General features: G+C 65.6%; 24 protein-coding genes and 1 riboswitch. Of the genes, 8 read left to right on the top strand and 16 right to left on the bottom strand.

All coding sequences use genetic code 11. The annotated features are described in order from the left end of the window. Positions 1-31: 31 nt before the first annotated feature. The 4 genes from AC6IY7_RS09885 to xoxF5 form a co-directional block, all read right to left on the bottom strand. Positions 32-604, bottom strand: a complete 573-nt coding sequence (locus AC6IY7_RS09885) for a PQQ-dependent catabolism-associated CXXCW motif protein (RefSeq protein ID WP_497782821.1) — start codon at positions 602-604, stop codon at positions 32-34. Then, complete coding sequence (locus tag AC6IY7_RS09880) at positions 604-1,482, bottom strand: substrate-binding domain-containing protein (protein WP_497778785.1); 879 nt, start codon at positions 1,480-1,482, stop codon at positions 604-606. The genes AC6IY7_RS09885 and AC6IY7_RS09880 overlap by 1 nt, the downstream gene beginning before the upstream one ends. A 62-nt stretch (positions 1,483-1,544) precedes the next feature. Next, positions 1,545-2,066, bottom strand: a complete 522-nt coding sequence (locus AC6IY7_RS09875) for a c-type cytochrome, methanol metabolism-related (protein ID WP_497778784.1) — start codon at positions 2,064-2,066, stop codon at positions 1,545-1,547. A gap of 97 nt (positions 2,067-2,163) precedes the next feature. Next, on the bottom strand, positions 2,164-3,999 hold the full coding sequence (xoxF5, locus tag AC6IY7_RS09870) for a lanthanide-dependent methanol dehydrogenase XoxF5 (RefSeq protein WP_497778783.1): 1,836 nt from the start codon (positions 3,997-3,999) through the stop codon (positions 2,164-2,166). A 311-nt stretch (positions 4,000-4,310) separates the two neighbouring features. On the opposite strand from xoxF5, the gene AC6IY7_RS09865 reads away from it, so the two are divergent. Both AC6IY7_RS09865 and AC6IY7_RS09860 read left to right on the top strand, forming a co-directional pair. Further along, positions 4,311-5,234, top strand: coding sequence for a quinoprotein relay system zinc metallohydrolase 2 (locus AC6IY7_RS09865; protein WP_497778782.1), 924 nt, complete (start codon positions 4,311-4,313; stop codon positions 5,232-5,234). Positions 5,235-5,284: 50 nt separating this feature from the next. Continuing rightward, positions 5,285-6,136 (top strand): quinoprotein dehydrogenase-associated SoxYZ-like carrier, encoded by an 852-nt coding sequence (locus AC6IY7_RS09860; RefSeq protein ID WP_497778781.1) that lies wholly within the window; start codon positions 5,285-5,287, stop codon positions 6,134-6,136. A 43-nt stretch (positions 6,137-6,179) separates the two neighbouring features. Here AC6IY7_RS09860 and AC6IY7_RS09855 read toward each other — a convergent pair whose 3' ends face one another. The 5 genes from AC6IY7_RS09855 to AC6IY7_RS09835 all read right to left on the bottom strand — a co-directional run bounded on the left by AC6IY7_RS09855 (position 6,180) and on the right by AC6IY7_RS09835 (position 9,324). Further along, complete coding sequence (locus AC6IY7_RS09855; protein WP_497778780.1) at positions 6,180-6,806, bottom strand: thiamine phosphate synthase; 627 nt, start codon at positions 6,804-6,806, stop codon at positions 6,180-6,182. Then, positions 6,803-7,603 (bottom strand): thiazole synthase, encoded by an 801-nt coding sequence (locus tag AC6IY7_RS09850; protein WP_497778779.1) that lies wholly within the window; start codon positions 7,601-7,603, stop codon positions 6,803-6,805. Before AC6IY7_RS09850 ends, AC6IY7_RS09855 begins: the two co-directional genes overlap by 4 nt. Positions 7,604-7,611: 8 nt before the next feature. Next, on the bottom strand, positions 7,612-7,809 hold the full coding sequence (gene thiS, locus AC6IY7_RS09845) for a sulfur carrier protein ThiS (protein WP_497778778.1): 198 nt from the start codon (positions 7,807-7,809) through the stop codon (positions 7,612-7,614). Further along, positions 7,772-8,791 carry an FAD-dependent oxidoreductase gene (locus AC6IY7_RS09840; protein WP_497778777.1) on the bottom strand — a complete coding sequence of 340 codons (1,020 nt, stop codon included), beginning with the start codon at positions 8,789-8,791 and terminating at the stop codon, positions 7,772-7,774. Before AC6IY7_RS09840 ends, thiS begins: the two co-directional genes overlap by 38 nt. A 54-nt stretch (positions 8,792-8,845) precedes the next feature. After that, positions 8,846-8,990, bottom strand: a riboswitch (TPP riboswitch). Between the two features lie 46 nt (positions 8,991-9,036). Continuing rightward, entirely contained in the window at positions 9,037-9,324 is a 288-nt protein-coding gene (locus AC6IY7_RS09835) for a BolA family protein (RefSeq protein ID WP_497778776.1), read from the bottom strand. A gap of 105 nt (positions 9,325-9,429) precedes the next feature. Here AC6IY7_RS09835 and AC6IY7_RS09830 point away from each other — a divergent pair, with 105 nt between their 5' ends. After that, positions 9,430-10,035 (top strand): J domain-containing protein, encoded by a 606-nt coding sequence (locus tag AC6IY7_RS09830; protein WP_497778775.1) that lies wholly within the window; start codon positions 9,430-9,432, stop codon positions 10,033-10,035. Positions 10,036-10,103: 68 nt separating this feature from the next. After that, entirely contained in the window at positions 10,104-11,102 is a 999-nt protein-coding gene (cobS, locus tag AC6IY7_RS09825) for a cobaltochelatase subunit CobS (protein ID WP_497778774.1), read from the top strand. Positions 11,103-11,217: 115 nt separating this feature from the next. Here cobS and trmD read toward each other — a convergent pair whose 3' ends face one another. After that, complete coding sequence (gene trmD / locus AC6IY7_RS09820) at positions 11,218-11,931, bottom strand: tRNA (guanosine(37)-N1)-methyltransferase TrmD (protein WP_497782820.1); 714 nt, start codon at positions 11,929-11,931, stop codon at positions 11,218-11,220. Between the two features lie 221 nt (positions 11,932-12,152). Here trmD and AC6IY7_RS09815 point away from each other — a divergent pair, with 221 nt between their 5' ends. After that, positions 12,153-12,959 carry a hypothetical protein gene (locus AC6IY7_RS09815; protein ID WP_497778773.1) on the top strand — a complete coding sequence of 269 codons (807 nt, stop codon included), beginning with the start codon at positions 12,153-12,155 and terminating at the stop codon, positions 12,957-12,959. A gap of 71 nt (positions 12,960-13,030) precedes the next feature. On the opposite strand, the gene rimM is transcribed toward AC6IY7_RS09815, so the two are convergent. The 3 genes from rimM to ffh form a co-directional block, all read right to left on the bottom strand. Further along, a complete protein-coding gene (rimM, locus tag AC6IY7_RS09810) occupies positions 13,031-13,552 on the bottom strand; it encodes a ribosome maturation factor RimM (protein ID WP_497782819.1) in 522 nt (173 codons plus the stop codon). Positions 13,553-13,679: 127 nt separating this feature from the next. Continuing rightward, positions 13,680-14,027, bottom strand: a complete 348-nt coding sequence (gene rpsP / locus AC6IY7_RS09805; protein WP_497778772.1) for a 30S ribosomal protein S16 — start codon at positions 14,025-14,027, stop codon at positions 13,680-13,682. 93 nt (positions 14,028-14,120) lie between these two features. Continuing rightward, positions 14,121-15,674: a signal recognition particle protein gene (ffh, locus tag AC6IY7_RS09800; protein WP_497778771.1), complete on the bottom strand. Its 1,554-nt coding sequence runs from the start codon at positions 15,672-15,674 to the stop codon at positions 14,121-14,123. 1,000 nt (positions 15,675-16,674) lie between these two features. Between ffh and AC6IY7_RS09795 the strand changes: the two genes are divergently transcribed. After that, positions 16,675-18,351: an electron transfer flavoprotein-ubiquinone oxidoreductase gene (locus AC6IY7_RS09795; protein ID WP_497778770.1), complete on the top strand. Its 1,677-nt coding sequence runs from the start codon at positions 16,675-16,677 to the stop codon at positions 18,349-18,351. A gap of 89 nt (positions 18,352-18,440) precedes the next feature. After that, positions 18,441-19,247: a YdcF family protein gene (locus AC6IY7_RS09790; protein ID WP_497778769.1), complete on the top strand. Its 807-nt coding sequence runs from the start codon at positions 18,441-18,443 to the stop codon at positions 19,245-19,247. Between the two features lie 51 nt (positions 19,248-19,298). On the opposite strand, the gene AC6IY7_RS09785 is transcribed toward AC6IY7_RS09790, so the two are convergent. Next, complete coding sequence (locus AC6IY7_RS09785; RefSeq protein WP_497778768.1) at positions 19,299-20,159, bottom strand: LuxR C-terminal-related transcriptional regulator; 861 nt, start codon at positions 20,157-20,159, stop codon at positions 19,299-19,301. A gap of 735 nt (positions 20,160-20,894) precedes the next feature. Here AC6IY7_RS09785 and AC6IY7_RS09780 point away from each other — a divergent pair. Further along, positions 20,895-21,296, top strand: coding sequence for a hypothetical protein (locus tag AC6IY7_RS09780; protein ID WP_497778767.1), 402 nt, complete (start codon positions 20,895-20,897; stop codon positions 21,294-21,296). 131 nt (positions 21,297-21,427) lie between these two features. Here AC6IY7_RS09780 and AC6IY7_RS09775 read toward each other — a convergent pair whose 3' ends face one another. Both AC6IY7_RS09775 and AC6IY7_RS09770 read right to left on the bottom strand, forming a co-directional pair. Continuing rightward, positions 21,428-22,270 (bottom strand): DUF3108 domain-containing protein, encoded by an 843-nt coding sequence (locus tag AC6IY7_RS09775; RefSeq protein WP_497778766.1) that lies wholly within the window; start codon positions 22,268-22,270, stop codon positions 21,428-21,430. Positions 22,271-22,365: 95 nt separating this feature from the next. Continuing rightward, the gene (locus AC6IY7_RS09770; RefSeq protein WP_497778765.1) at positions 22,366-22,782 is read right to left on the bottom strand and encodes a CxxCxxCC domain-containing protein; all 417 of its coding nucleotides are present in this window, start codon (positions 22,780-22,782) and stop codon (positions 22,366-22,368) included. Between the last annotated feature and the right edge of the window lie 56 nt (positions 22,783-22,838).

Here is a 22,838-nt window from a genome sequence, read left to right as displayed (position 1 = left end):
TCCGAGTGAGATTAGGCTGTCGAAAGCGAGCCTATCGCTCGTCGCGCGGCTCCGGCTCGCGCGGTTCCAGAGGATGGCCGGCGGCGGCCCAGCCGTCCGTGCCCTGCGAGAACCAGGATACGTCGGAATAGCCGAGCGCCAGCGCGCGCTTGGCGGCGTTCCACGACATCCAGCAATCGGCGAGGCAATAGAAGACGAGCGGGCGGCTCTTGTCTTCGGCGGTCGCCCTGGCGAGGCCGCTTTCGAAATAGCGAAGCGCGGCCGGCGACAATTCGCCATAGCCGGTCTCCGGCAGCCAGACGCCGCCCGGAATGTCGAAACGCGGCTTGTCGCGCCAGACGGCGTCGGGCGGCAGGCCGGCAGGCTTCGGCGGACGCGGCAAAACATCGACGAACACCGCCGCCTTGTCCCGCCAGATCGCGAAGGCCTGCGGCGTGTCGACGACGCGAGCGCCGCGCAATGTCGCCGGGACGGCGGCGCGAAAATCGGACAGCCGATAGCCCTGCGGCTCCGGGACGGTCTCGGCGGCCGCCGTCGCCGCGGCGAGGAGAGCGAGGCCGATCGCGCCGATGAACCGCGCGCCCGTCTTTTGACGCCGCCGCATCATGGCGCGGGCGTGATCGGCGCGTCGGCCTCGTCGATCATGGGCACACCGAAATCGGCGAGCAATTTGTCGATCTCAGTCTGGTTCTGGGCGATGAGCCGATTGAGCTCGCGCTTCCATTCCTGATCGGAATGGCGCACCCCCATGGCGATGCGGAAGCTCATGCGCGCGCCCTTGTCCCCTGTGAGCAGGGCCAGCTTCAGCCGGCCGCCGGATTTTTTCGCATGATAGCCGGCGAATGGCCCCCAGAGAACAGCGACGTCGATCGCGCCGCTCTCGAGATCGCGAATCATATCGGCGCCCGGCGCATCGACGCGCGTGTCGACGACGAGCGGATAAGGCTTGACGGCCGCGAGCAGCCCGTAGCGAGCCAGCAGATTGCCGGGCGGCGTATTGGCGACGAGGCCGATGCGCTTGTTCTTGGCGAGACGCGGATCGGCGAGCGAGCTCAGCCCCTCGAGATCGGAGCCCGCGCGATAGACCACCGCATAGGAGGTTCGGTAATAGGGATTGGTCGGCTGAACGAGATCGTCGCCCTGCGGCATCCCCATCACCACATCGCACAAATGCGCGTTGAGCGTGTTGCGGATGAAGCCGGTCGCGCCGGGATAATAGGAATAGGCGATATCCTTGCCGAGCTTCTTGGCCAGGAGCTCCGCGAGCTTGTTCTCGAACCCCGCTCCGGCGCTGTTGGAAAAGGGGAGATTGCTCGGATCGGCGCAGACGCGCAGAACCTTGGGATCGACGAGCTCGATCGAGCCAGCGGCGTCGTCGACGCCCGAAGGACGCGCGACGAGGCCCGGCGACTGCGAATGCGCCGGGGCCGTCGCGAGCAGACTCGCGACGGCGACCAGGGAAAATGCGAGACGGCGCGACATGACGAGCCCTCGGCCGGTTCCGCCGGCAGCCGGCGCTCCGAGCCTCACTCGGCGCTCCTGCACTATTTGGCGCTCATGCACTTCGCTTCGGCCTCGGCGAAAGCCGCGGGCTTCTCGGCCTTCTTCTCCGGACGGCCGCGGCCGACCGCCTCGGTCGAACGGGCGCGCAGATAGATATAGAGGTCGTCGATGTAGCACATCGCGTTCTTGTTCTCGGCGAAAGCCGGCATCACGCTGTCATTGCCCGCCTGCTTGTTCTCGCGGCCGCCGACGACGATGCCGTAGAACTCGGCGTAATTGAAGATCTTGACCGAATTCTTCAGCGCCGGCGCATAGGTCGAGCCTTCGGCGTTGGGGCCGTGGCAGACGTGGCACTCGGCGTGATAGCGGCGATAGCCGGAGAAAGTGTACCAGTCGACCGCGCCATCCGCCTGGACCTTATAGGTCGGGTCGCCCTTGGCGTCGAACCATTTGCCGTCCACTTCCTTGACCGCGGTCGGGTCGCCCGGCGGTTCGGCCCGCACGGTCGTTCCAAAACCCATGAAGACGCTCAGGGCCAGAGCCCCGACGAGCGGCAGTCTCATTACTCCATCCTCCAGCAGTTTCCATCCACTTAAACACGCAGCGCTCGGCGACGCGCCAGAAGGCGTTCGCCGAGCGCCAATCTTATTTTTGGCCGCCTCAGTTCGCCGGAGCGATGATCGGCAGAGCGTAATCGGGCAGAGCGAAGACGGTCAGCACGCCGCCGAGGGCGGTGTAGTCGGACAGCGCCTTATAGCCGCCGACCGCGCCGAGGCCTTCGTTGCTCTTGGACAGGCCGGCCGCGAGGCCGATGCCGGCCCAGCCGCCGACGCCGGACAGAACCGCGACATACTGCTTGCCCTTGTGCTCATAGGTCATCACATTGCCGATGATGCCCGACGGAGTCTTGTACTTATAAAGCTCCTTGCCGGTCTTCACGTCGACGGCCTTCAGATAGCCCTCGAGCGTGCCGTAGAAGGCGAGCCCGCCGGAGGTCGTGACCGCTCCGGACCAGACCGAGAACTGCTCCTTGTTGGACCAGACGATCTTGCCGACGCGAGCGTCCCAAGCGATGAAATTGCCCATGTGGCTGTCGCCGGGCGGCGGGAACATCTCCAGCGTCGCGCCGACATAGGGCTGACCCGCCGTGTAGCTGACGCGGAAGGGCTCATAGTCCATGCAGACGTGGTTGGTCGGCACGTAGAACAGGCCGGTGTCCGGCGAGAAGGACGCGGGCTGCATGTCCTTGGAGCCGAGAGCCGCCGGGCAGACGCCCTTGGTGTTGACGTCCTCGCCGTTCTGCTCGGTCGAATATTTCGACACGACCAGCGGACGGCCATAGGTGGGGGAGTTCTTGTCCTGATCGACCTTGGTCGCCCAATTGACGGCCGGGTCATACTTCTCGGCGACGAGCAGCTCGCCGGTCACGCGGTCGAGCGTATAGCCGAAGCCGTTACGATCGAAGTGGACGGCGGTCTTGCGCGGCTGACCATTGATCGTCTGATTGGCGAGGATCACCTCGTTGATGCCGTCATAATCCCACTCGTCGTGGGGCGTCATCTGATAGACCCACTTGGCGACGCCGGTGTCGAGATCGCGCGCCCACAGAGTCATGGACCAGCGATTGTCGCCCGGACGCTGCTTGGGGTTCCAGGTCGAGGGATTGCCGGAGCCGTAGTAGACGAGGTTCAGCTCGGGATCATAGGAATACCAGCCCCAGGTGGTGCCGCCGCCGATCTGCCACTGATCGCCTTCCCAGGTCTTGAGGGAGGAATCCTTGCCGACCGGCTTGCCGAGGAAGGTGGTCTTCTCGGGGTCGAGCAGAACCTCGGAGTCCGGACCTTCCGAATAGCCGCGCCAAGCGAGGCTGCCGTCCTTGACGTTATAGGCGGTGATGCTGCCGCGCACGCCGAACTCGCCGCCGGCGATGCCGACGAACACTTTGTCCTTGAAGACATGCGGAGCGGCGGTCGAGGTGGCGCCCTTGGAGGGATCGCCGTTCTTCACCGACCAGACCAGCTTGCCGGTCTTGGCGTCGAGAGCGACGAGGGTGGTGTCGGCCTGGGCCAGGAAGATCTTGCCGTCGCCATAGGCGAGGCCGCGATTCACGGTGTCGCAGCACATGACCGGAACGACGCTCGGATCCTGCTTGGGCTCATACTTCCAGAGGATCTTGCCTTCGTTGTTGAGGTCGAGGGCGTAGACGATGTTGGGGAACGGCGTATGCAGATACATCACGTCGCCGAGCACCAGCGGCGCGCCTTCGTGGCCGCGCAGCACGCCGGTCGAGAAGCTCCAGGCCGGAGCCAGCTTGCCGACGTTCTCGGTGGTGATCTGCTTCAGCTTGGAATAACGCAGATTGGCGTAGTCGCCGGTCGGCAAAACCCAATCCTTCGGATTCTTCTGGAGATCGAGCAGCTCGTCGGCGGCGTTCGCCACGCCGGCCCCGAACAGCGCGAGAATCCCCACCGAAGTCGACAACAACAGCTTATGCATGAGCTTTTCCTCCTGACGACATACCGTGCAAAAGGCCCGGCCACGCCGCCGACATCGCGCCTTTCCGACGCCCTAAGGCTTTGGGAAGCCGTTTCCTGATTTTTGCCACGACGATCGGACGGAAACGCCGCGCCCGCAGCTCCGTCCATATCCTCGCTGAGACGCCTTCCGGTTCCCGGCCGGAAAGCCTCTTTTAGGTCGGAAACGGCGGGATAATATGTCGCACAGAATTGAAGCGCAATCCCCAAATCCCGTTCCCGACTTTCCTGATTTCTCGCATGAAACCCGCGAAAAACAAGGTCGAAAAACCCATGCTGCAACGCACTATTCGACAGCTCGCCATCGCGCTCTTCTGTCTCGTCGCGAGCGCCGCGAGCAGCTTCGAGCTGACGGAGATCGCGCCCGGCGTTTTCGTTCATCAGGGGCAGATGGCCTTGATGACCCGTGACAACTTGGGCGGCATCGCCAATCTCGGAGCGATCGTCGGCGCGGAGGCGATCGCGGTCGTCGACACGGGCGGCAGCCGCGCGGAGGGGGAGGCGTTTCTCGCTGCATTGCAACAACGCTCGACCAAGCCCATCCGCTATGTCATCGACACTCATGTCCATCCGGATCATATTTTCGGGAATATTGCCTTCAAAGGGACGGGAGCCGTCTTCGTCGGCCACAAAAATCTGCCGCGCGCCATGGCGACGCGCGGCCCGCATTATCTGTCTTCTTTTCGCGAGGCGCTGGGAGAGCTCGTCGACGATGTGATGCTGGTTCCGCCGAGCCTCACCGTCGAACGCGAGACGATTCTCGATCTCGGCGGCCGCCAGATCGTGCTGAAGGCCTGGCGCACCGCCCATAGCGACGCCGATCTCACCGTGCTCGACCGGCGGAGCGGCACGCTGTTCGCCGGCGATCTCCTGTTTTTGCGGCATGTGCCGATCGTCGACGGAAGCCTGCTCGGCTTCCTCGCCGTCATCGACGAATTGCGCGCGATCGAGGCGGCCCGCGTCGTCCCCGGCCACGGGCCGGCGGTCGCTCCCTGGCCACAGGCGCTCGACGCGCAAAAGGCCTATCTCGACCACCTCACCCGCGATCTGCGCGCCGATATCGCCAAAGGGGCGACGCTCGCCGATTCGGCGAAGACGGCCGGTCGCGGCGAGCGGCCCAATTGGCTGCTCTTCGACGATTATCACGCCCGCAACGCCACGGCCGGTTTCGCCGAGCTCGAATGGGAGACCCCTTGAGCCCGCCGCGCAGAGAGAGCTATGCTTTTAAAAAAGCCGGAGGACCACAGATGAGCCCATGGACCGCGAGCCTTCAGGCTCGCAAGAAGCAGAGCGAAAGCGAGCCTGAAGGCTCGCGGTCCGGTCTCCTTCGTCTCGCGACCGCGGCGGCCCTCTGCCTCTCGGCCGGCGTGGCGCTTGCGCAGGAGCCCAAGATCGATCCCTGGCCGGGCCTCGTCACCGATATTTTCCAGAACCGCGCAATAACGCCGCATGAGGGCGTGGTGGCGCTCGATGCGCCGAAGCGGGCCGAGGACGCCGCCATCGTGCCGATGACGATCTCCCTCGTCGCGCCGGCATTGCGCGCGGCGACGCTGGTCATCGACGAGAATCCCATGCCCATGGCGGCGGCCTTCTCCTTCGGCGAGGGCGCCGGCGTCGTGAAGATCGAGACGCGCGTGCGCGTGAATTCCTACACCAATGTGCATGTCGTCGGCCAAACGGCGGATGGCGCGCTGCATTCGGTGGTGAAATTCGTGAAGGCCTCGGGCGGCTGCTCGGCGCCGGCGATCAAGGACCAGGACGAGGCGAGCGCCAATCTCGGCAAGATGAAATATCGGGAGTTCACGAGCGAGAACCCCACGCTGCGCGAGGCGCAGATCATGATCCGCCATCCCAATAATTCCGGGATGCAAATGGACCCGCTCACCCGCGCCTATATTCCCGCCCATTATGTCGACAAGGTCGAGGTGCGGCAGGGCGAGGCGCTGATCTTCTCCATGGAGGGCGGAATTTCCCTGTCGGAGGATCCGAGCTTCCGCTTCGTCTACAAGCCCAATGGCGCCAAGACGATCCGCGTCGAGGCGCATGACAATGAGGGCGGCGTCTTCAAAGGGGAGTGGCCGATCGGCGGGGCGTCGTGAGGGAAGCGAGTAGCGAGTAGCGAGTAGTTCTTCTCGCTATTCGCTACTCGCTACTCGCTATTCGCTCCCGCGTCGCCGCGACCCATTCGCGGGCGCGCGCCTCGGGGTCCGCGGCGCGCAGCACGTCGGTGACGACGCAGGCGCTGTCGGCGCCCGCGGCCAGAGCGGCGCGGGCCCGCTCCGGCGTCAGCCCGCCGATGGCGACGAGTGGAATCTCGCCGACGCGGCGTTTCCAGACGCCGACCTTCTCGAGGCCCTGCGGCGCGAAGGCCATTTGCTTCAGCAGCGTCGGATAGATCGGCCCCAGGGCGACATAATCGGGGACGAGAGCCAGCGCCCGCTCGAGCTCGGCCTCGTTATGGGTGCTGACGCCGAGCCTAATTCCCTGCGCTCTGATCGCGGCGATGTCGGCGGTGTCGAGATCGCCCTGGCCGAGATGCACGAAATCGCAAGCCAGCTCGATGGCGAGCCGCCAATGATCATTGACGACGAGCTGCGCGCCATAGGCCGCGCAGAGATCGCGGGCGCAGGCGATCTCCTCGCGCAGCGTCGCCTCGTCGCGATCCTTGACGCGCAATTGCACGAGCCGCACGCCCTGCGGCAGCAACCGCGGTAGCCAATCGACGGCGTCGACGATGAGATAGAAGGGGTCGAGCAAGAGCGCGCTCACGCCTTGCGCCCGTCGTCGAAGGCGCGGCCGAGCACAGGCGTCGACGGCGCCGCCATGTCGCGCGGCTCGATGAGACCGGCGAGATAGGCCGCGCGGCCGGCCTCGATGGCGAGCGCGAAGGCCCGCGCCATAGAGGCCGGATCGCGCGCGCCGGCGACCGCTGTGTTGAGCAGAGCGCCGTCGAAGCCGAGCTCCATGACGGCGGCGGCCTGCGAGGGCGCGCCGAGGCCGGCGTCGACGATGAGCGGCGTGCCCGGAAAATGCGCGCGCAGCGCCCGCAGGCCGAAGAGATTATTGATCCCGCGAGCGGAGCCGATGGGCGCCGCCCAGGGCATCAGCACGCGGCAACCGGCGTCGAGCAGCCTGTCCGCCACGACGAGATCCTCGGTCGTATAGGGAAAGACGCAAAAGCCGTCGTCGCAGAGAATGCGCGCCGCCTCGACGAGGCCGAACACATCGGGTTGGAGCGTGTCCTCCTCGCCGATGACCTCGAGCTTGATCCAATTGGTTCCGAACAGCTCGCGCGCCATTTGCGCGGTGGCGACGGCCTCCTTGGCGGTGCGGCAGCCGGCGGTGTTGGGCAGCACGCGCACGCCGATCTCGCGAATGAGGCTCCAGAAGCTCTCGCCCGCCCGCGAGCCGCCGGCCTCCCGCCGCAGCGAGACGGTGACGATCTCCACGCCCGCGGCGCGGATCGCCTCGGCGAGGATAGCGGGCGAAGGATAGCGCGCCGTGCCGAGCAGGAAACGGGAGGACAGTCTCGCATCATAGACGACGAGGTCGTCGGGCTTGCTCATCCGAATATTCACCCTCCCTGCCGTGGCGTGACGATCTCGACCGTATCGTCTTCGACCAAAGGTGTCTCGCCGCGGTCCTTGCTGCGCACGAATTCCTGATTCACGGCCGTGGCGACAGTCTGATCGCCGAAGCCCAATTCGTCGATGAGCCGCTCGAGCGTGGGCGCCTCAACCTCGAGCGTCTGCCCATTCACCCTGATCCGCATTCATGACCTCCGGGAAGACCTCGCCCGTGAAGAGAAAACGCGCGACGCGACGCGCCAGCGCCGGCGCCAGCAGAAAGCCGTGCCGATAGAGGCCGTTGACATAGAGCGCGCGGCCCCGGCGCGTGATGCGCGGCAGATTGTCGGGGAAAGCCGGCCGCACATCCGAGCCCGTCTCGACGATCTCCGCCTCCGCGAAAGCGGGATGGATCGCGAAAGCCGAATTGATGAGCTCCACGATGGAGCGCGCGGTGACGCGGGAGCGCTCCTCATTCTCGATCATCGTCGCGCCGACCATGAACACCCCCTCCCCTCGCGGGACGACATAGACCGGATGGCGCGGATGCAACATGCGCACGGGACGGGACAATTGGATCTCCTCGCTGCGCAGCACCAGCATCTCGCCCTTGACGCCGCGCAGTTCCGGCAGCTCGCCGCGCGCGGAAAAGCCGCGGCAGTCGATGGTCCAATCGGCCCGCGGCGCCGATTCGGCGCAGAGCCGGACTCGGACATTGTCCATTGTCTGAAGCCGCTCGAACAGCGCCCGCATCGCCGCACGCGGCTCGAGATGCGCCTCCTCGCGAAAATAGAGGCCGCCCGAAAAGCGCCCGGCCAGCGCCGGCTCGAGAGTGGCGAGGCCGTCCTCGTCCAGCCGCTCGAAACGGCGGGTGCGCCGCGCGAAATCGGTGAGCTCGGCGCGATCGCGCGGCGGCGCGACGACGAGGCTGCCGGCGATGGTCGCGACGGGAATATCCTGCGTCCAGAAGGCGAGCGCCTCCTCGCCGAGCTCGGCGACGATGGGCTCGGCGCTCTGCAATTCGCACCAGGGCGCGATCATGCCGCCGGCGTAATAGGAACAGCCGCGCCCCGGCCCCACAGCTTTTTCGATCAGCTCGACCTCGGCGCCGAAGGGCGCGCCGGCGCGGGCGATCTCGAAAGCCGCGGTCAGGCCGGCCACCCCGGCGCCGATCACGCAGATCAGCATCGGCGCGGCTCGGCGACGCGAGGCGAGCGGCCGAGAGCGCCTCGGCCGAGCGAAAACAGGAACATGCGACCTCCCTACGCCAGCGCGAACTGGATCAGGTTCGAAGGGTCGCCGAGCCGCTTGTTCTAAAGCTATTCGGCCTCTCAGCCTCTCGCCGCGCGCCGAGCGCGCCGGCGGCGAGGCTCCCCCGGGCGGAGCCGAGAGTCGCGCAGGAGCGGCGACGCGTCAAGCGTCGCCGCGCGCCCCTACTCCTGCGGGGCGCGAGCGGTGATCGCCAGGGCGTGAACGCGGCCGGCCAGCTCCTCGGCGAGCAGCGTGTTGACAATTCTGTGCCGCTCGACCAGCTTCTTGCCGGCGAAAGCCTCGCTCACCACCTCGATGCGAAAATGGCTTTCGCCATCCTGATGATGGCCGCCGTGACCGGCGTGCTTGTCCGACTCGTCGATCACCTTCAAGGTGAGCGGCGCGAGCCCTTCGGTCAGTTTCGATCTTATGCTTGCCTGGACGGCGCCGATATTGCCTTGTGCGGCCATAGTGGAATCCTCCTCGTCCCCGCCACCCAAGCAAAATTCCCGCCGAATGAAATTGGCGTCGGGTTCCGCTTGCAGCCGGCGGCCAGTCTACCATAATGCAGCGCCATGGATTTGAATTCGCCCCTCTTCGATCGTATCCGCGTGAAGCCCGAGCAGAGGCAGGAGCGCCGCGAGACCCGTTTTCGCTGCGACGCCCCGGGCTGCGAGGCGGAGGGGGCCCATCGCGCGCCCATGGGCCGGCTGCGCGAGGGACAATATTTCTGCTTCTGCCTGGAGCACGTGCGGGAATACAATAACTCCTACAATTACTTCAACGGCATGAGCGATGAGGACGTCGCCCGCTATCTGAAGGACGCCACCACCGGCCATCGCCCCACATGGTCGATGGGCGTGAAGCGCGGACAGGCGGCGTTCCGCGAGGACCCGCTGCGGGCCGAGAATTTGGCCGATCCGCTGGGCCTCTACCGGCAGAAGGCGCATCGCGGACGACCGCAGGCGGAGGCCGCCCCGCGCTATTCGGCCGTGACGATCAAGGCGCTGAACGCGCTCGGCCTCGACGAGACCGCCGGTGCGGAAGCGATCAAGACGCGCTATAAGGAACTCGTCAAACGTCACCATCCAGACGCCAATGGCGGAGATCGCTCCTGCGAGGAAAGACTGCGGGAGATCATTCACGCGTATAAGACGCTGCGAGCGGCCAAGCTCGTTTGAACAAGCTCGTTTGACCAGGCCTTGCCGGCGCGAATGTCGCGAGCGCGCGTCGGCGAAACGGAGGATCAATGTCAACCCCAAGCGACAAAGCGGCCGGGTCCGCGCCCCTGCCGGACCTAAAAGTCTCCGTGCGCCAGCTGTTCGGCATCGACTCCGATCTCGAGGTTCCCGCCTATTCCGAGCGGAGCGAGCATGTTCCGGACAAGGACCCCGACTATCTCTTCGACCGCGAGACGACGCTCGCCATTCTCGCCGGTTTCGCCCGCAACCGCCGTGTGATGGTCACGGGCTATCATGGCACCGGCAAATCCACCCATATCGAGCAGGTCGCCGCCCGCCTCAACTGGCCCTGCGTGCGCGTCAATCTCGACAGCCATGTCTCGCGCATCGATCTCGTCGGCAAGGACGCGATCGTGCTGAAGGACGGCAAGCAGGTCACCGAGTTCCGCGACGGCATTCTGCCCTGGGCGCTCCAGCACAATATCGCGCTCTGCTTCGACGAATATGACGCCGGCCGCCCGGATGTGATGTTCGTCATTCAGCGCGTGCTGGAAGTCTCCGGCCGGCTGACGCTGCTCGATCAGAACCGCGTCATCCGCCCGCATCCGGCCTTCCGCCTGTTCGCCACCGCCAACACGGTCGGCCTCGGCGACACATCCGGCCTCTATCACGGCACGCAGCAGATCAATCAGGGCCAGATGGACCGCTGGTCGATCGTCTCGACGCTCAATTATCTGCCGCATGACGCCGAGACCAATATCGTGCTCGCCAAGGTGAAGAGCTTCAATGCGACCAAGGAAGGCCGCGACGCCGTCAATAAGATGGTGCGCGTCGCCGATCTTTCGCGCAACGCCTTCATGTCCGGCGATCTCTCGACGGTGATGAGCCCGCGCACGGTCATCACCTGGGCGGAGAATTCGGAGATTTTCGGCGATGTCGGCTTCGCCTTCCGGCTCACCTTCCTGAACAAATGCGACGAGCTCGAGCGTCCGCTGGTCGCCGAATTCTATCAGCGCTGCTTCGGCAAGGAATTGCCCGAGAGCGCGGTGAATGTGGTGATGTCCTGAACGCTTTTCCGTCATCGCGAGGAGCGTAGCGACGAAGCGATCCAGAGCCGCGCCGCGGCTCTGGATCGCTTCGCTCGGCTCGCAATGACGAAAAAATCATCGCGCCCGATCACGCTCAGCGCTTTTTGTTCTCGTCCCGCTCGTTTCCATCGCGCGCCAGCATATCCGGCCGCCTCGCGCGCGTCAGCTCGACGGCGCGCTCATGGCGCCAGCGCGCGATTTTGGCGTGATCGCCGCAGAGCAGAATGTCGGGAATCGCACGGCCCTCGAAATCGCGCGGCCGCGTATATTGTGGATATTCGAGCAGGCCCGACTCGAAGCTCTCCTCTTCGCCCGAGGCGGTCTCTCCCATAATGCCGGGCAGGAGCCGCACGCAGGCGTCGATAACCGCCATCGCCGCGATCTCGCCGCCCGAGAGCACATAATCGCCGATCGAAACCTCCTCCAGCGCGCGCGCCTCGATGATGCGTTCATCGACGCCCTCGAAACGCCCGCAGAGAATGACCGCGCCCTCTCCGGCGGCGAGCTTGCGCACGCGCTGCTGCGTGAGCGGCGCGCCGCGCGGGCTCATCAGCAAGCGCGGGCGCGCATCGCCCTGCGGCGCGGCGGCGTCGATCGCGGCGGCGAGAACATCGGCGCGCATCACCATGCCGGGACCACCGCCGGCCGGCGTGTCATCGACGGCGCGATGACGGCCCAATCCCTGCTCGCGAATATTGCGGGCCTCCAGAGCCCAGAGGCCGCGTGCGAGCCCGTCGCCGGCGAGGGACAAGCCCAGCGGGCCGGGAAACATTTCCGGGAAGAGGGTGAGGATGGTCGCGCGCCACATGCGGCCGGTTATGGCATGCGGGCCGAGAGCGGGGAAGGAGCCCGCCGCGACTTCGAGCCCGACATCGCCAGGGAACCGCCGAGCGGGAATCGCACGCCCGCCGAGCGGTCGAGATCTAGCAAGACCAGGTATCATTTCGGATGATCTGAATTTTTAACGGTCCATTTACGAAGATCGCACCAGCCTCATATCGTTTTCTTCTTATTTTTTGGAGCAAACACATGTGGCGACTTTTCAATGCTCTATGCATGCTGTCCGTCGTCGCTCTGCTCGGTCTGCTCGGCGGAGAGGCGCGGTCCCTGCCGGAACGGCCGCAATGGCGGTCCGATGTCGACGGCATGGGTTGCGGCAATCTCGATCGCGGCTCGCTCGCCGTCTCCGCCAGACTTTTCAGCGTTCCGGCCTCGGCCGGCCCGCGCGCGCATTGGACCTCTCCGGCCGAAATCAGCGCCAGAGCTCTCGTTTGGCAGCCTCCGGGCGAGATCGCCGCCACGCGGGCCGTGGACTTTGTCGCCACGGCCTCGATCGCTCCGCCGGCCTCGAGCTGGACTCCTCCGGCGGAGATCGCCGCGAAAACCCCGGGACACCGCTCGACCTTCGCCGACCCCTCGCGCATCTGGCTGCCGCCGATGGAGATCGCCGCCGCGAAAACCGCGGTTCGGAGCATCGACGGCGGCGTCGGCCGCGCCGTCCAGGCCTCGGCCGAATTTCCTGTCTCGGAATGGGTCGGCCCGAGCGAGATCGCGGGCGAGAGCCCGGCCATCGAGCACAGATCCGCCTTCACCAGCGGCGCTCGCGACTGGCGGCCGCCGGCGGAGATCGCCCTGACGAGAGCCTCTGCCGATGGAGTCGATGACGTCGCAGGCCTCGCCGCCCTGGCCTCGCCCAGCCGTCCGCGCGCGAATTGGGCCCCTCCGGCCGAGATCGCCAAACCCTTGTCGATATCGCTCGGCCCCGCGATCGCGAACCGCGCCCTGGTTTGGCTGCAGCCGGCGGAAATCGCGAAATCCAGGATCGCGATGCAGTGAGCGATTTTGCCAACGGCCGCTCGAGCACGGCGCCGGCGGCCGTTTCCTCCGGCGCGGCAAAGCCGCCGAGCCTATTCTTCGGATGTGTCTTCGTCGGAGGTCGGCGGCTCCACCACCACACGCCCACCCGCCACATCGACGATGGGAACCACCGCCTTGGTGAAAGGCAGGAGGATCGTCTCGCCGCCCGCGGGCGGCTGCACCTCCAATAAATCGCCCGCGCCGAAATTGCGCACGGCGATCACCACGCCGAGCGTCTCGCCCGCGCGCGTCTCCGCCCGCAGCCCCTCGAGATCGGCGAGATAGAATTCGTCCTCCTCCGGCTCCGGCAGCGCCGCGCGCGGAAGATAGAGCTCGACGCCTGTGAGCGCCGTCGCCGCCTCGCGGTCGCGCACGCCCTCGAGACGCGCGACGAACATGTCCTTGCCCAGAGGCCGCAGCGAAGCGATGACGAAACGGCGCGCGCCGCTCGCATCGAACAAGGGACCATAGGTGGAGATCGCCGAAGGATCGGCGGTGAAGCTCTGCAGGCGGATTTCGCCGCGCACGCCATGCGCGGCGCCGAGCCGGCCGAGGAGAACCGCGTTCTTCATACGGCGCAGAAAGCGAGCCTGAAGGCTCGCGGTCCAGAGCGGGCGTCGCATCGCCGGACGAGCGAAGCGCTCCAGGGGCCGCCGCGCGGCCCCGGATTGCTTCGCTTCGCTCGCAATGACGACGTCATCAGGCCGAGGCGGCCTCGGCCGCCGCGGCGGCGGCGGCGCGCTCCTGGGCCTTCTTCTTCGGCTGGGCCTTCTGCGGATTGCTGCGCGCCTCGCGCTTGCCGACGCCGACGCTCTCGAGCAGGCGGGCGACGCGATCGGTCGCCTGCGCGCCCTTGGCGATCCACTCCTTCGCTTTCTCGGCGTCGAGCACCAGACGATCGGCGGCGTCCTTCGGCTTCAGCGGATCGAAAGTGCCGAGGCGCTCGATGAAGCGGCCATCGCGGGGCGAGCGCGAATCGGCGACGACGACGCGATAGAAGGGACGCTTCTTGGCGCCGCCGCGGGAGAGTCTGATCTTCAGGGACATTTGGTTCTTCCTTTGTGAGAGCGAATAGCGAGTAGCGAGTAGCGAATTGAGGAAGGCGAGCTATTCGCTACTCCCTATTCGCTATTCGCCCCTTCATTTCTTCTTCCCGAACGGGTTGAGCCCGCTCAGGAAACCTCCGCCGCCGCCGAGGCCCGGAAGCGTCGGCTTGGCGGAGAATGCGGAAGCCGGCGGCGCAGCGGGAATGCTGGGGCCGGCGCCGGGCGGCGGGGCGCCGCCCATTTTCTTCTGCAATTGCGCGAGCTGCTCGGGCGAAGGCGCCTGCATGCCGCCCATTCCCATCATCTGCGCGGCCTTGGCCATCATCCCGCCGCCCTTGCCGCCGCCTTTGCCGCCGCCCATGGCCTTCATCATGTCGGCCATCTGGCGATGCTGCTTCAAGAGCTTGTTGATCTCCTCCACCTTCGCGCCGGAGCCCGCCGCTATGCGGCGCTTGCGCGAGGCTTTGAGAATGTCGGGATTGCGCCGCTCCTTGGGCGTCATCGACAGAATGATGGCGCGCTGGCGCTTGAACATCTTGTCGTCGATATTGGCGGAGGCGATCTGCTCCTTCATCTTGGCGACGCCGGGGAGCAGCCCCATTATGCCGCCGAAGCCGCCGACCTTCTCCATCATCGACAGCTGATCGGCCAGATCCTGCAGATCGAACTTGCCTTTCGCCATGCGCTCGGCGGCGCGGGCGGCCTGCTCCTGATCGACGGCGGCGGCAGCTTTCTCGACCAGCGCGACAATGTCGCCCATGCCGAGAATGCGATTGGCGATGCGCTGCGGCGAGAATTCGTCGAGCGCATCCATCTTCTCGCCGGTGGCGATCAGCTTGATCGGCTTGCCGGTGACGGCGCGCATGGAGAGCGCCGCGCCGCCGCGGCCATCGCCATCGACGCGCGTCAGCACAATGCCTGTGAGGCCGACGCGATCATCGAAATTCTTGGCGAGATTGACCGCGTCCTGACCGGTCAGCGCATCGACGACGAGCAGAATCTCATGCGGCTTGGAGACGGCCTTGATCTGCGCCATCTCCTCCATCAGCGGCTCGTCTATATGCGTGCGGCCCGCCGTGTCGAGCATCACCACGTCATAGCCTTCGCGCCGCGCCGTCTCCTCGGCGCGCTTGGCGATCTTCACCGGGTCCTGGCCCGGCACGATCGCCAGAGTGTCGACATTCACCTGCCGGCCGAGAATGGCGAGCTGCTCCTGCGCGGCGGGACGCTTCACGTCCAGCGAGGCCATCAGCACGCGCTTGCCGTGACGCTCGGTCAGGCGCTTGGCGATCTTGGCCGTGGTCGTCGTCTTGCCGGCGCCCTGGAGGCCGACCAGCATGATGGCGACCGGCGGGGCGGCGTCGAGATCGATCGGCTGCGCGGTGGAGCCGAGCGTCTCGACCATGACGTCATTGACGATCTTGACGACCATCTGGCCGGGCGAGACCGACTTCACCACATTGGCGCCGACGGCCTTCGCCTGCACGCTGTCGGTGAAGGAGCGCACGACGTCGAGCGCGACATCCGCCTCGAGCAGAGCGCGGCGCACCTCGCGCAGAGCCTCGGCGACATCGGCCTCCGAAAGGGCGCCGCGCCGCGTGAGCTTGTCGAATATGCCGGAGAGCTTGTCGGAAAGGCCCTCGAACATGCGGTTCTCCTGCGGGGCGAGTAGCGAATAGCGAGTAGCGAGTAGAGCCGAAGATCGATCTATTCGCTACTCGCTATTCGCCATTCGCTTCTCCAAAGCAAATCGCGCCCGGGGGCGCATGGCGCTGCCGGACGTTGGCCCTTCGCCTCTGGGGCGAATGGGCTAGTCATAGGTCATCTCTGACGAGATTGGCGCGTTTTTAGGCGCTGGGGGCCGGGAAGTCAACGCGGAGCGTGGCGGGCGATCGGGTGAGATCGAGAAGGGGCGTTTCATCCGCCCCTTCAGGGCTATCGAATGCCCACATCCTCCTCACCCCCGCGACGTCTTGGCCGGGCTGGTCCCGGCCATCCACGCCAACGCGCGCCGAAGCGTCTAAGAAGTTTGGCGTGCCGCCGAAACTCCGGCGGACCCCGCCGGGGGACGAATTCGCCGATGGTTGGCGCTTTCCTTTGGTTTCTCAGCTGCTCGGCGTGGATGGCCGGGACAAGCCCGGCCAGGACGGCTGCAGCGTCTCACGAAGTGTGCATTCAATTCTCGTTCCCTCCAATGCGCGACGGCTTCATTCCTTCTCCCGCTTGCGGGAGAAGGTGGCCCGGCGTAGCCGGGTCGGATGAGGGCCCGTGCAGATGAGCCGTTTCGAATTCAATTAAAAGGCAGCGTGCAACTCGGCAAGCGGCAGGGACCCTCATCCGACCCTCGCTGACGCGAGGGCCACCTTCTCCCACAAGTGGGAGAAGGAAGCGCGCCGAAGACTCGACACACGAAACGACTCCATCAACTGCGGGAGCGAGGCGGATAGGCGCATTCGATGGCCGCCATCCCGGAGAGGGGCGAAAAACTTGCCCCAAAACCATGGCCCGGGGGTTTCCTCTTTCGAGAAAACGTGAAATCGCTCTGCCGACAGACAAGGGCCGTGTTTCGGGCGCCGGCCGCCTCCTCTCCCCGCTCGCGGGGAAGGGAGGAATGCGGCGTTCGGAATCGTTGGTCGATGGGAAAGACGATGGCTGAGACAGAAGAATTGCCCCCGCGCGAAGCTATGGATTACGACGTCGTGATCGTCGGAGCCGGCCCGGCCGGCCTTTCCGCGGCGATCCGCCTCAAGCAGATTTCCCCCGATCTCTCCGTCGTCGTCATCGAGAAGGGCTCGGAGCCCGGCGCGCATATTCTCTCCGGCGCGGTCATCGATCCGATCGGCCTCGACCGCCTGCTGCCGGATTGGCGCGAGGACGAGGACCGGCCGCTCAAAACGCAGGTCGATGATGATCAATTCTATCTGCTGACGCAGAAAAGCGGCTTCCGCATCCCCAATGCGCTAATGCCCAAGCTCATGAACAATCATGGCAATTTCGTCGGCTCGCTGGGCAATGTGGCGCGCTGGCTGGCGGCGAAGGCGGAAGGCCTCGGCGTCGAGATCTATCCGGGCTTCGCCGGCGCCGAATTGCTCTATGGCGAGACGGGCGAGATCCTCGGCGTCGCCACGGGCGACATGGGGATCGGGCGCGACGGCCAACCCAAGGACAGCTTCACCCGCGGCATGGAGCTGCGCGGCAAATATACGCTGATCGCCGAGGGCGCGCGCGGCTCGCTGGCCAAGGAGATCATCGCCAAATTCGGCCTCTCGCAAGGGCGCGAGCCGCAGAAATTCGGCATCGGCTTCAAGGAGCTCTGGCGCATCGACAAGGCCAGGCACAAGGCCGGGCTCGTGCAGCACAGCTTCGGCTGGCCGCTCACATCCGATACGGGCGGCGGCTCCTTCCTCTATCATTTCGACGAAGACTATGTGTCGATCGGCTTCGTCGTGCATCTCAACTATTCCAATCCGACGCTCTCGCCCTTCGACGAATTCCAGCGCTTCAAGACGCATCCGCAGATCGCGCCGACGCTGGAAGGCGGCACGCGCATCTCCTATGGCGCGCGCGCGCTCACCGAAGGCGGCTGGCAGAGCGTGCCCAAGCTCACCTTCCCCGGCGGCGCGCTGCTGGGCTGCGCGGCCGGCTTCATGAATGTCCCGCGCATAAAGGGCTCGCACAACGCCGTGCTGTCGGGAATTCTCGCCGCCGATCATGTGGCGAAGGCGCTGGAAGAGGGCCGCGCCCATGACGAGGTCGCGAGCTATGAGGCGGCGTGGCGCGCGTCGGACATCGGCCGCGATCTGAAGCCGGTGCGCAACGTCAAGCCGCTGTGGTCGAAATTCGGCACCTATATCGGCGCGCCGCTCTATGGCTTCGACATGTGGACGAACGAGCTGCTCGGCGTCTCGCTCTTCGGCACGCTGAAGCACGGCAAGCCGGATCACGCCTGCCTGAAGCCGCTGAAGGATGTTCAGCGGCTCTCTTATCCCAAGCTCGCGAGCAAGCTCGTCTTCGACAAGCTCTCCTCTGTGTTCGTCTCCAACACCAATCACGAGGAGGATCAGCCGGTCCATCTGAAGCTCGCCGATCCTTCGATCCCGATCGAGACGAATCTGCCGCTCTATGGCGAGCCGGCGCGGCTCTATTGTCCGGCCGGCGTCTATGAGGTCGTCTATGCGGACGAGGCGGCCAAGAGCGATCCGCGCTTCGTGATCAACGCGCAAAATTGCGTGCACTGCAAGACCTGCGACATCAAGGACCCGGCGCAGAACATCAATTGGGTTCCGCCGGAGGGCGGCGGCGGCCCGAATTATCCGAATATGTGAGCTTCTGTCGGTCGGGCGATCCGCGGTAGGCGCCATGCCGGCGTCTACCGGCCGCCGCTCGCCGCCTGCGCCAACCATTGCGAGCGCCAATGTTCTTTCTTCTTTCCAAGATCGCCGAATTCTTCATCAATCCTCCGCATATCGCCCTATTGCTCGCCGCGATCGGCGTCGTTCTGCTGTTCACGCGCTTCGCGAAGACGGGCCGCGCGCTGGCGACGGCGGGAATGCTCGCCCTTCTCGCAATGTCCTTCTCGCCGCTCGCGATCTATCTGGCGCTGCCCTTGGAGAATCGCTTCGCGCGGCCGGCGGCGGATATGCCGGCGCCCGATGGAATCATCGTGCTCGGCGGCGCCTTCGACGAGAACATCAGCATGGCGCGCGGCGGCGTCGCCTTCAATGATGCGGCCGAGCGATTGACGGCCGCGGTCGAATTGTCGCGCCGCTATCCGCACGCGCGCATTCTCTTCTCGGGAGGCTCGGCGTCGATGCGCGGCTCGTCCTATTCCGAGGCGGAGGTCGCCGGACGATTTCTCGAGCAGATGGGCGTCGATCCGCAACGGATCATTCTCGAGAACAAATCACGCAACACATTCGAGAACGCCGTCTACTCCCGCAAGCTGGCGTCGCCGCAGCCGGGAGAGCGCTGGCTTCTGGTCACATCGGCGATGCATATGCCGCGCTCCGTCGGCATTTTTCGACGCGTGGATTTTCCGGCGATCCCCTATCCCGTCGCCTATCACACGCGGGGGTCCTGGATGGACGTCAGCCTTCACAAGAACGCGGCGGAAATGCTCCGCGTGATCGATCTCGCGGCGCATGAATGGGTCGGCCTCCTCGCCTATCGGCTGACCGGCAAGACCGACGCGCTGTTTCCGGCGCCCGAAGCGGGCCAGTAGACGCGCGTCACTGCGCCCGCCCGATCAGATCAGTCGCGCGAAGACTTCTCGTCAGTCGCGCGAGGACTTCCTGGAGCGGGAGGCGCCCGCCGCCTCGGAGCGTCCGCTCGGGGTCGCCGCGGTCCAGGAGCCGTGCTTCATCTCCAGGAACAGCGAGATCGCCTGGGCGCGATTGCGCACCTCGAGCTTCTCGAACAAATTGCGCAGATGGAATTTGATCGTGTTGATCGAGACGCCGAAATCCTTGGCGAGCTGGTTGTTGGTGTGTCCCGAGCCCAGCGCCGAGAGCAGGCTGCGCTCGCGCAAAGTGAGATTCTCCAGCGGATCGGCGCGCATCTTGCGGATGTCGACGAAGGGAAACACCATGTCGCCCGCGGCGACGGAGGCGAGCACGTCGAGCAGCCGCTCCGGCGGAGCGCGCTTGCTGACGAAGCCGGCGCCGCCCAATTGCAGCGTCTCCGCCGGCGCGGCGGGATCATTGGTGCCGCTGTAGACGACGATCTTGGGCGCGGAGGGCTGGCGCGACAGCGCGCGCAGCACTTCACGCGCATGCAGCGTCGGCAATTGCCAGCCGATGATGGCGATCTGAAACCGCTGCAGCTTGGCGGCGTCCAGAAACTCCTCGCCGTCGGTGACCTTCAGCACGAGATTGAATCGGCGGTCGTCGGCGAGCAGCGCCTCAAGCCCGGCGAGAATGAGCGGGCTCTTGTCGGCGATGGCGACGTCGATCGGAAAGGCCGCTCCCGCCTCGCCGCGATCTTCGCCGGTCCGCTCGGCCTTCTGGCGCAGAGCGGTCGGCGCGGCGTCGGCCGCCGCCTGCGTCGACGGACGTTCGGGCGCGCGGATCGGACCGGGACGTCCGACAGCTCGCAATCGCTCATCTCCGAGCTTCGTCGAAGACGTCGAGGCCATGGGCCACTCCAAAGTGAAAACGCTGCCGTCGCAGCCGGGTCGGACCCGGGCGGCGGCGCCCCCCGAGTGGGTAGGCCAGACTATATAACCTGCGGCTTCCATTTGAAAGCCTCGGCGCGACTTTCGCAACGCTCGAGGCGGAATCTTTCACGCCCGGCGGGGGATTTCTTCGGCCAAAAAGAAGCGGCGCATCGAACGAGCCGATGCGCCGCATCATGTTCCGTAGCGGTTCTGAAGCGTCAGTCGCTCAGGACCCAGCGAGCGGCGAAATAAGCCGCGGCGCCGAGCGCGATGATCGCGATCATGCCAACCGGCGTCGCCGCATAGCTCGTAAGCTCGAGAATTGCTCCCATAACGCTTCCTCCTCTTTAACGCCCGATCTCGTTCAGGCTGCCAGCCGCGCAACGATATCACCCAGGATAGACGAAGTCTCGCCTCTCGAGTGCGATACGCTTTGGTGGATATCGTCGCCGCCTCGAATTCCGAGAACGCCCTACACGGGCCGACCGCGATCCGAGACGCGCCGACGGTCTGTCACGCTCGGCGCGATCCTCTTCGAACGACCGAACGAAGCCGCGATCCACGCCCGCGACACGTTGGTGGCAATTATATTAGCCTTTGATGCTCGTCAAGATGCGGCGCCGCCTCCATCGCCGCCTTTGGGGCTTGCGAAGGCGCGTGCGGCGCCGTTAATGAAGCTGCGGCTCGACGAAGAAAAACAGAAAACCGACGCCAATGGCCCGTCCCTCTCTCACCTTCATCGTCGTCGCCGGACTCGCGACGCTCATCGGCGCCGTCTGGTTCTTCGGCTATCGCCGGACGCCCGCCTGTTCGGGCGATGGCCGCTATATGGCGACGGTCCAGCAGTGCCGCGCCTATGGCCTCGACGCCGGCCTCTGCGCCGGCGCGGTGGAGAAAGCGCGCGCGATCGTCGCCCGCGTCGCGCCGCATACGGAAACGTCCTTCGATTGCGAAGTGCGCTTTTCCGAATGTTTCACCGGACCGGACGGGCGCTTCACGCCCGCGCCCTCCTTCTGTCTCGCGCCAGGGTCGGCGGAGCCCCGCGAGGTGCGCTATCTCGAATACGAATCCGACCGGCTGAACCGCAAGAAGACGCGCGAGATCCGCATCGACTGAAAACGCGCGGCTTTTGTTTTGACGCGTTTCCGACGCCGAACCGGCGTCCACTTCGGCTGGAAACGCGCGGCTTTTGTTATGACGCGTTTCCGAACGCCGAACCGGCGTCCGCTTCGGCTTGGAAACGCTTTTTATTGATCCGCCGCCTGGCGACGCCCGCCGAGATGGAACTCGGCCGGCTCGACGACCAGCATCCCGACCGTGGTGCGCAGAGCCATGCGATAGGGCACCACCGCATGCGCCATGGGCAGAGGCGCGAGCCAGACGGTGATGTCGTTGTTCTCCGCCATGAAGCGCGTCGAGGCGCTGTCCGGCCGATGGCCGGCGATCGGATGATAACGCGCCGTGCAGACCGAGACCGGCCCGGAATAGCCGCGCGTCTCGACATTGCGCATCTCGACATAAGAGAGGGTCACGTCGAAACGCGTCACGCCGTCGAAGACGGGGATGGTCCGATTGCAGGCGGAGGGCCCGACGAGCGGCTCGCTCGCCGGAACGCTCATGATCAGCGCGCTCACCGGATCGGTGATGTGGGATTTGTTGCTGTCCGTCACCGGAATGCGGACGGGCATGTCCCAAGGCGCCGGATCGACATGAACAGCGCGCACGGAATTGCCGGCGAGCGCCATGCGGACGGTGCGCGTCTCGTAAGTGTTGGAAGTGGTGTTGGCGTAGCTCGCCGGCGCGAGCCCCTCATGCGAGACGACGCCGGCCGCGGTGGCGGCGCCGCGCGTGTCGTTGACGAGAGAGGCGAGGCCGGTCGTGCGCATCGAAATGTCGATGCGATAATTGCGTCCGTCGACGACGCCGTCGGCCGAAGCATGGCCGATCGACAGGCCGAGCAGGCTCAGCGAGAAATGCGCCTTGAGCGTCTCCGCTCGGCACGGCGAGGCCGCCAGGAGCAGCGCGAGCGCGACGAGCTCCTTGGTCGAGCCGCGTCCGGCTCCCACCGGAACGAATGAGAAAAACGCCATTCGAAGACCTGCGATCGATCGAATCAGTCCTCGCCACGATGGGCCAGGCGCGGGCGCTTGTCGATGCTCGCATCGCGCCGGAGAATGGGCCCGCTTCAGGCCGACTCCTGCCAGCTGCCGTCGGCGAATATGCGCCACGCGCGCAGACCCGCTTTGGCGACCACGATGCGGCCGGCCTTCGCCTCGCTCACGAGATGCTTGAATACGAGAGGATTGCGCCAGGAAAACGGCTTTTCGGGGTCGCAGACCGCATGATATTCGTCGCTGTCGGGATCGTCCATCAGCAGCGTGCCGACCTTGTCCGGCCGCAGCTGGACGCCGAGCGAGCGCTCCTCCTTCCAGCGGCAGTGATAGTCGCGGCACACGTCGGGCCGCGTGGCGTAGACGCCGCAGCCGCTCGTCTTCGTGCAGTGCGCGCACCAGACGCCGGCCTTTTTGGTGAATTCCTCGATCTCCAGCACCTTGCAACAGAAAGCGCAGGGACCGCAGGCCTTGCCGGGAATGTCGAGCATGGTCTCGATTTTCGTCTTTTCGGCGATTTTGGGAGCGAATCGATTCTGCTACATTG

This window comes from Methylosinus sp. is20ea, assembly GCF_059718135.1.
The sequence above is the reverse complement of the archived record's forward strand: the minus strand, read 5'-3'. Positions and strand labels throughout refer to the sequence as shown.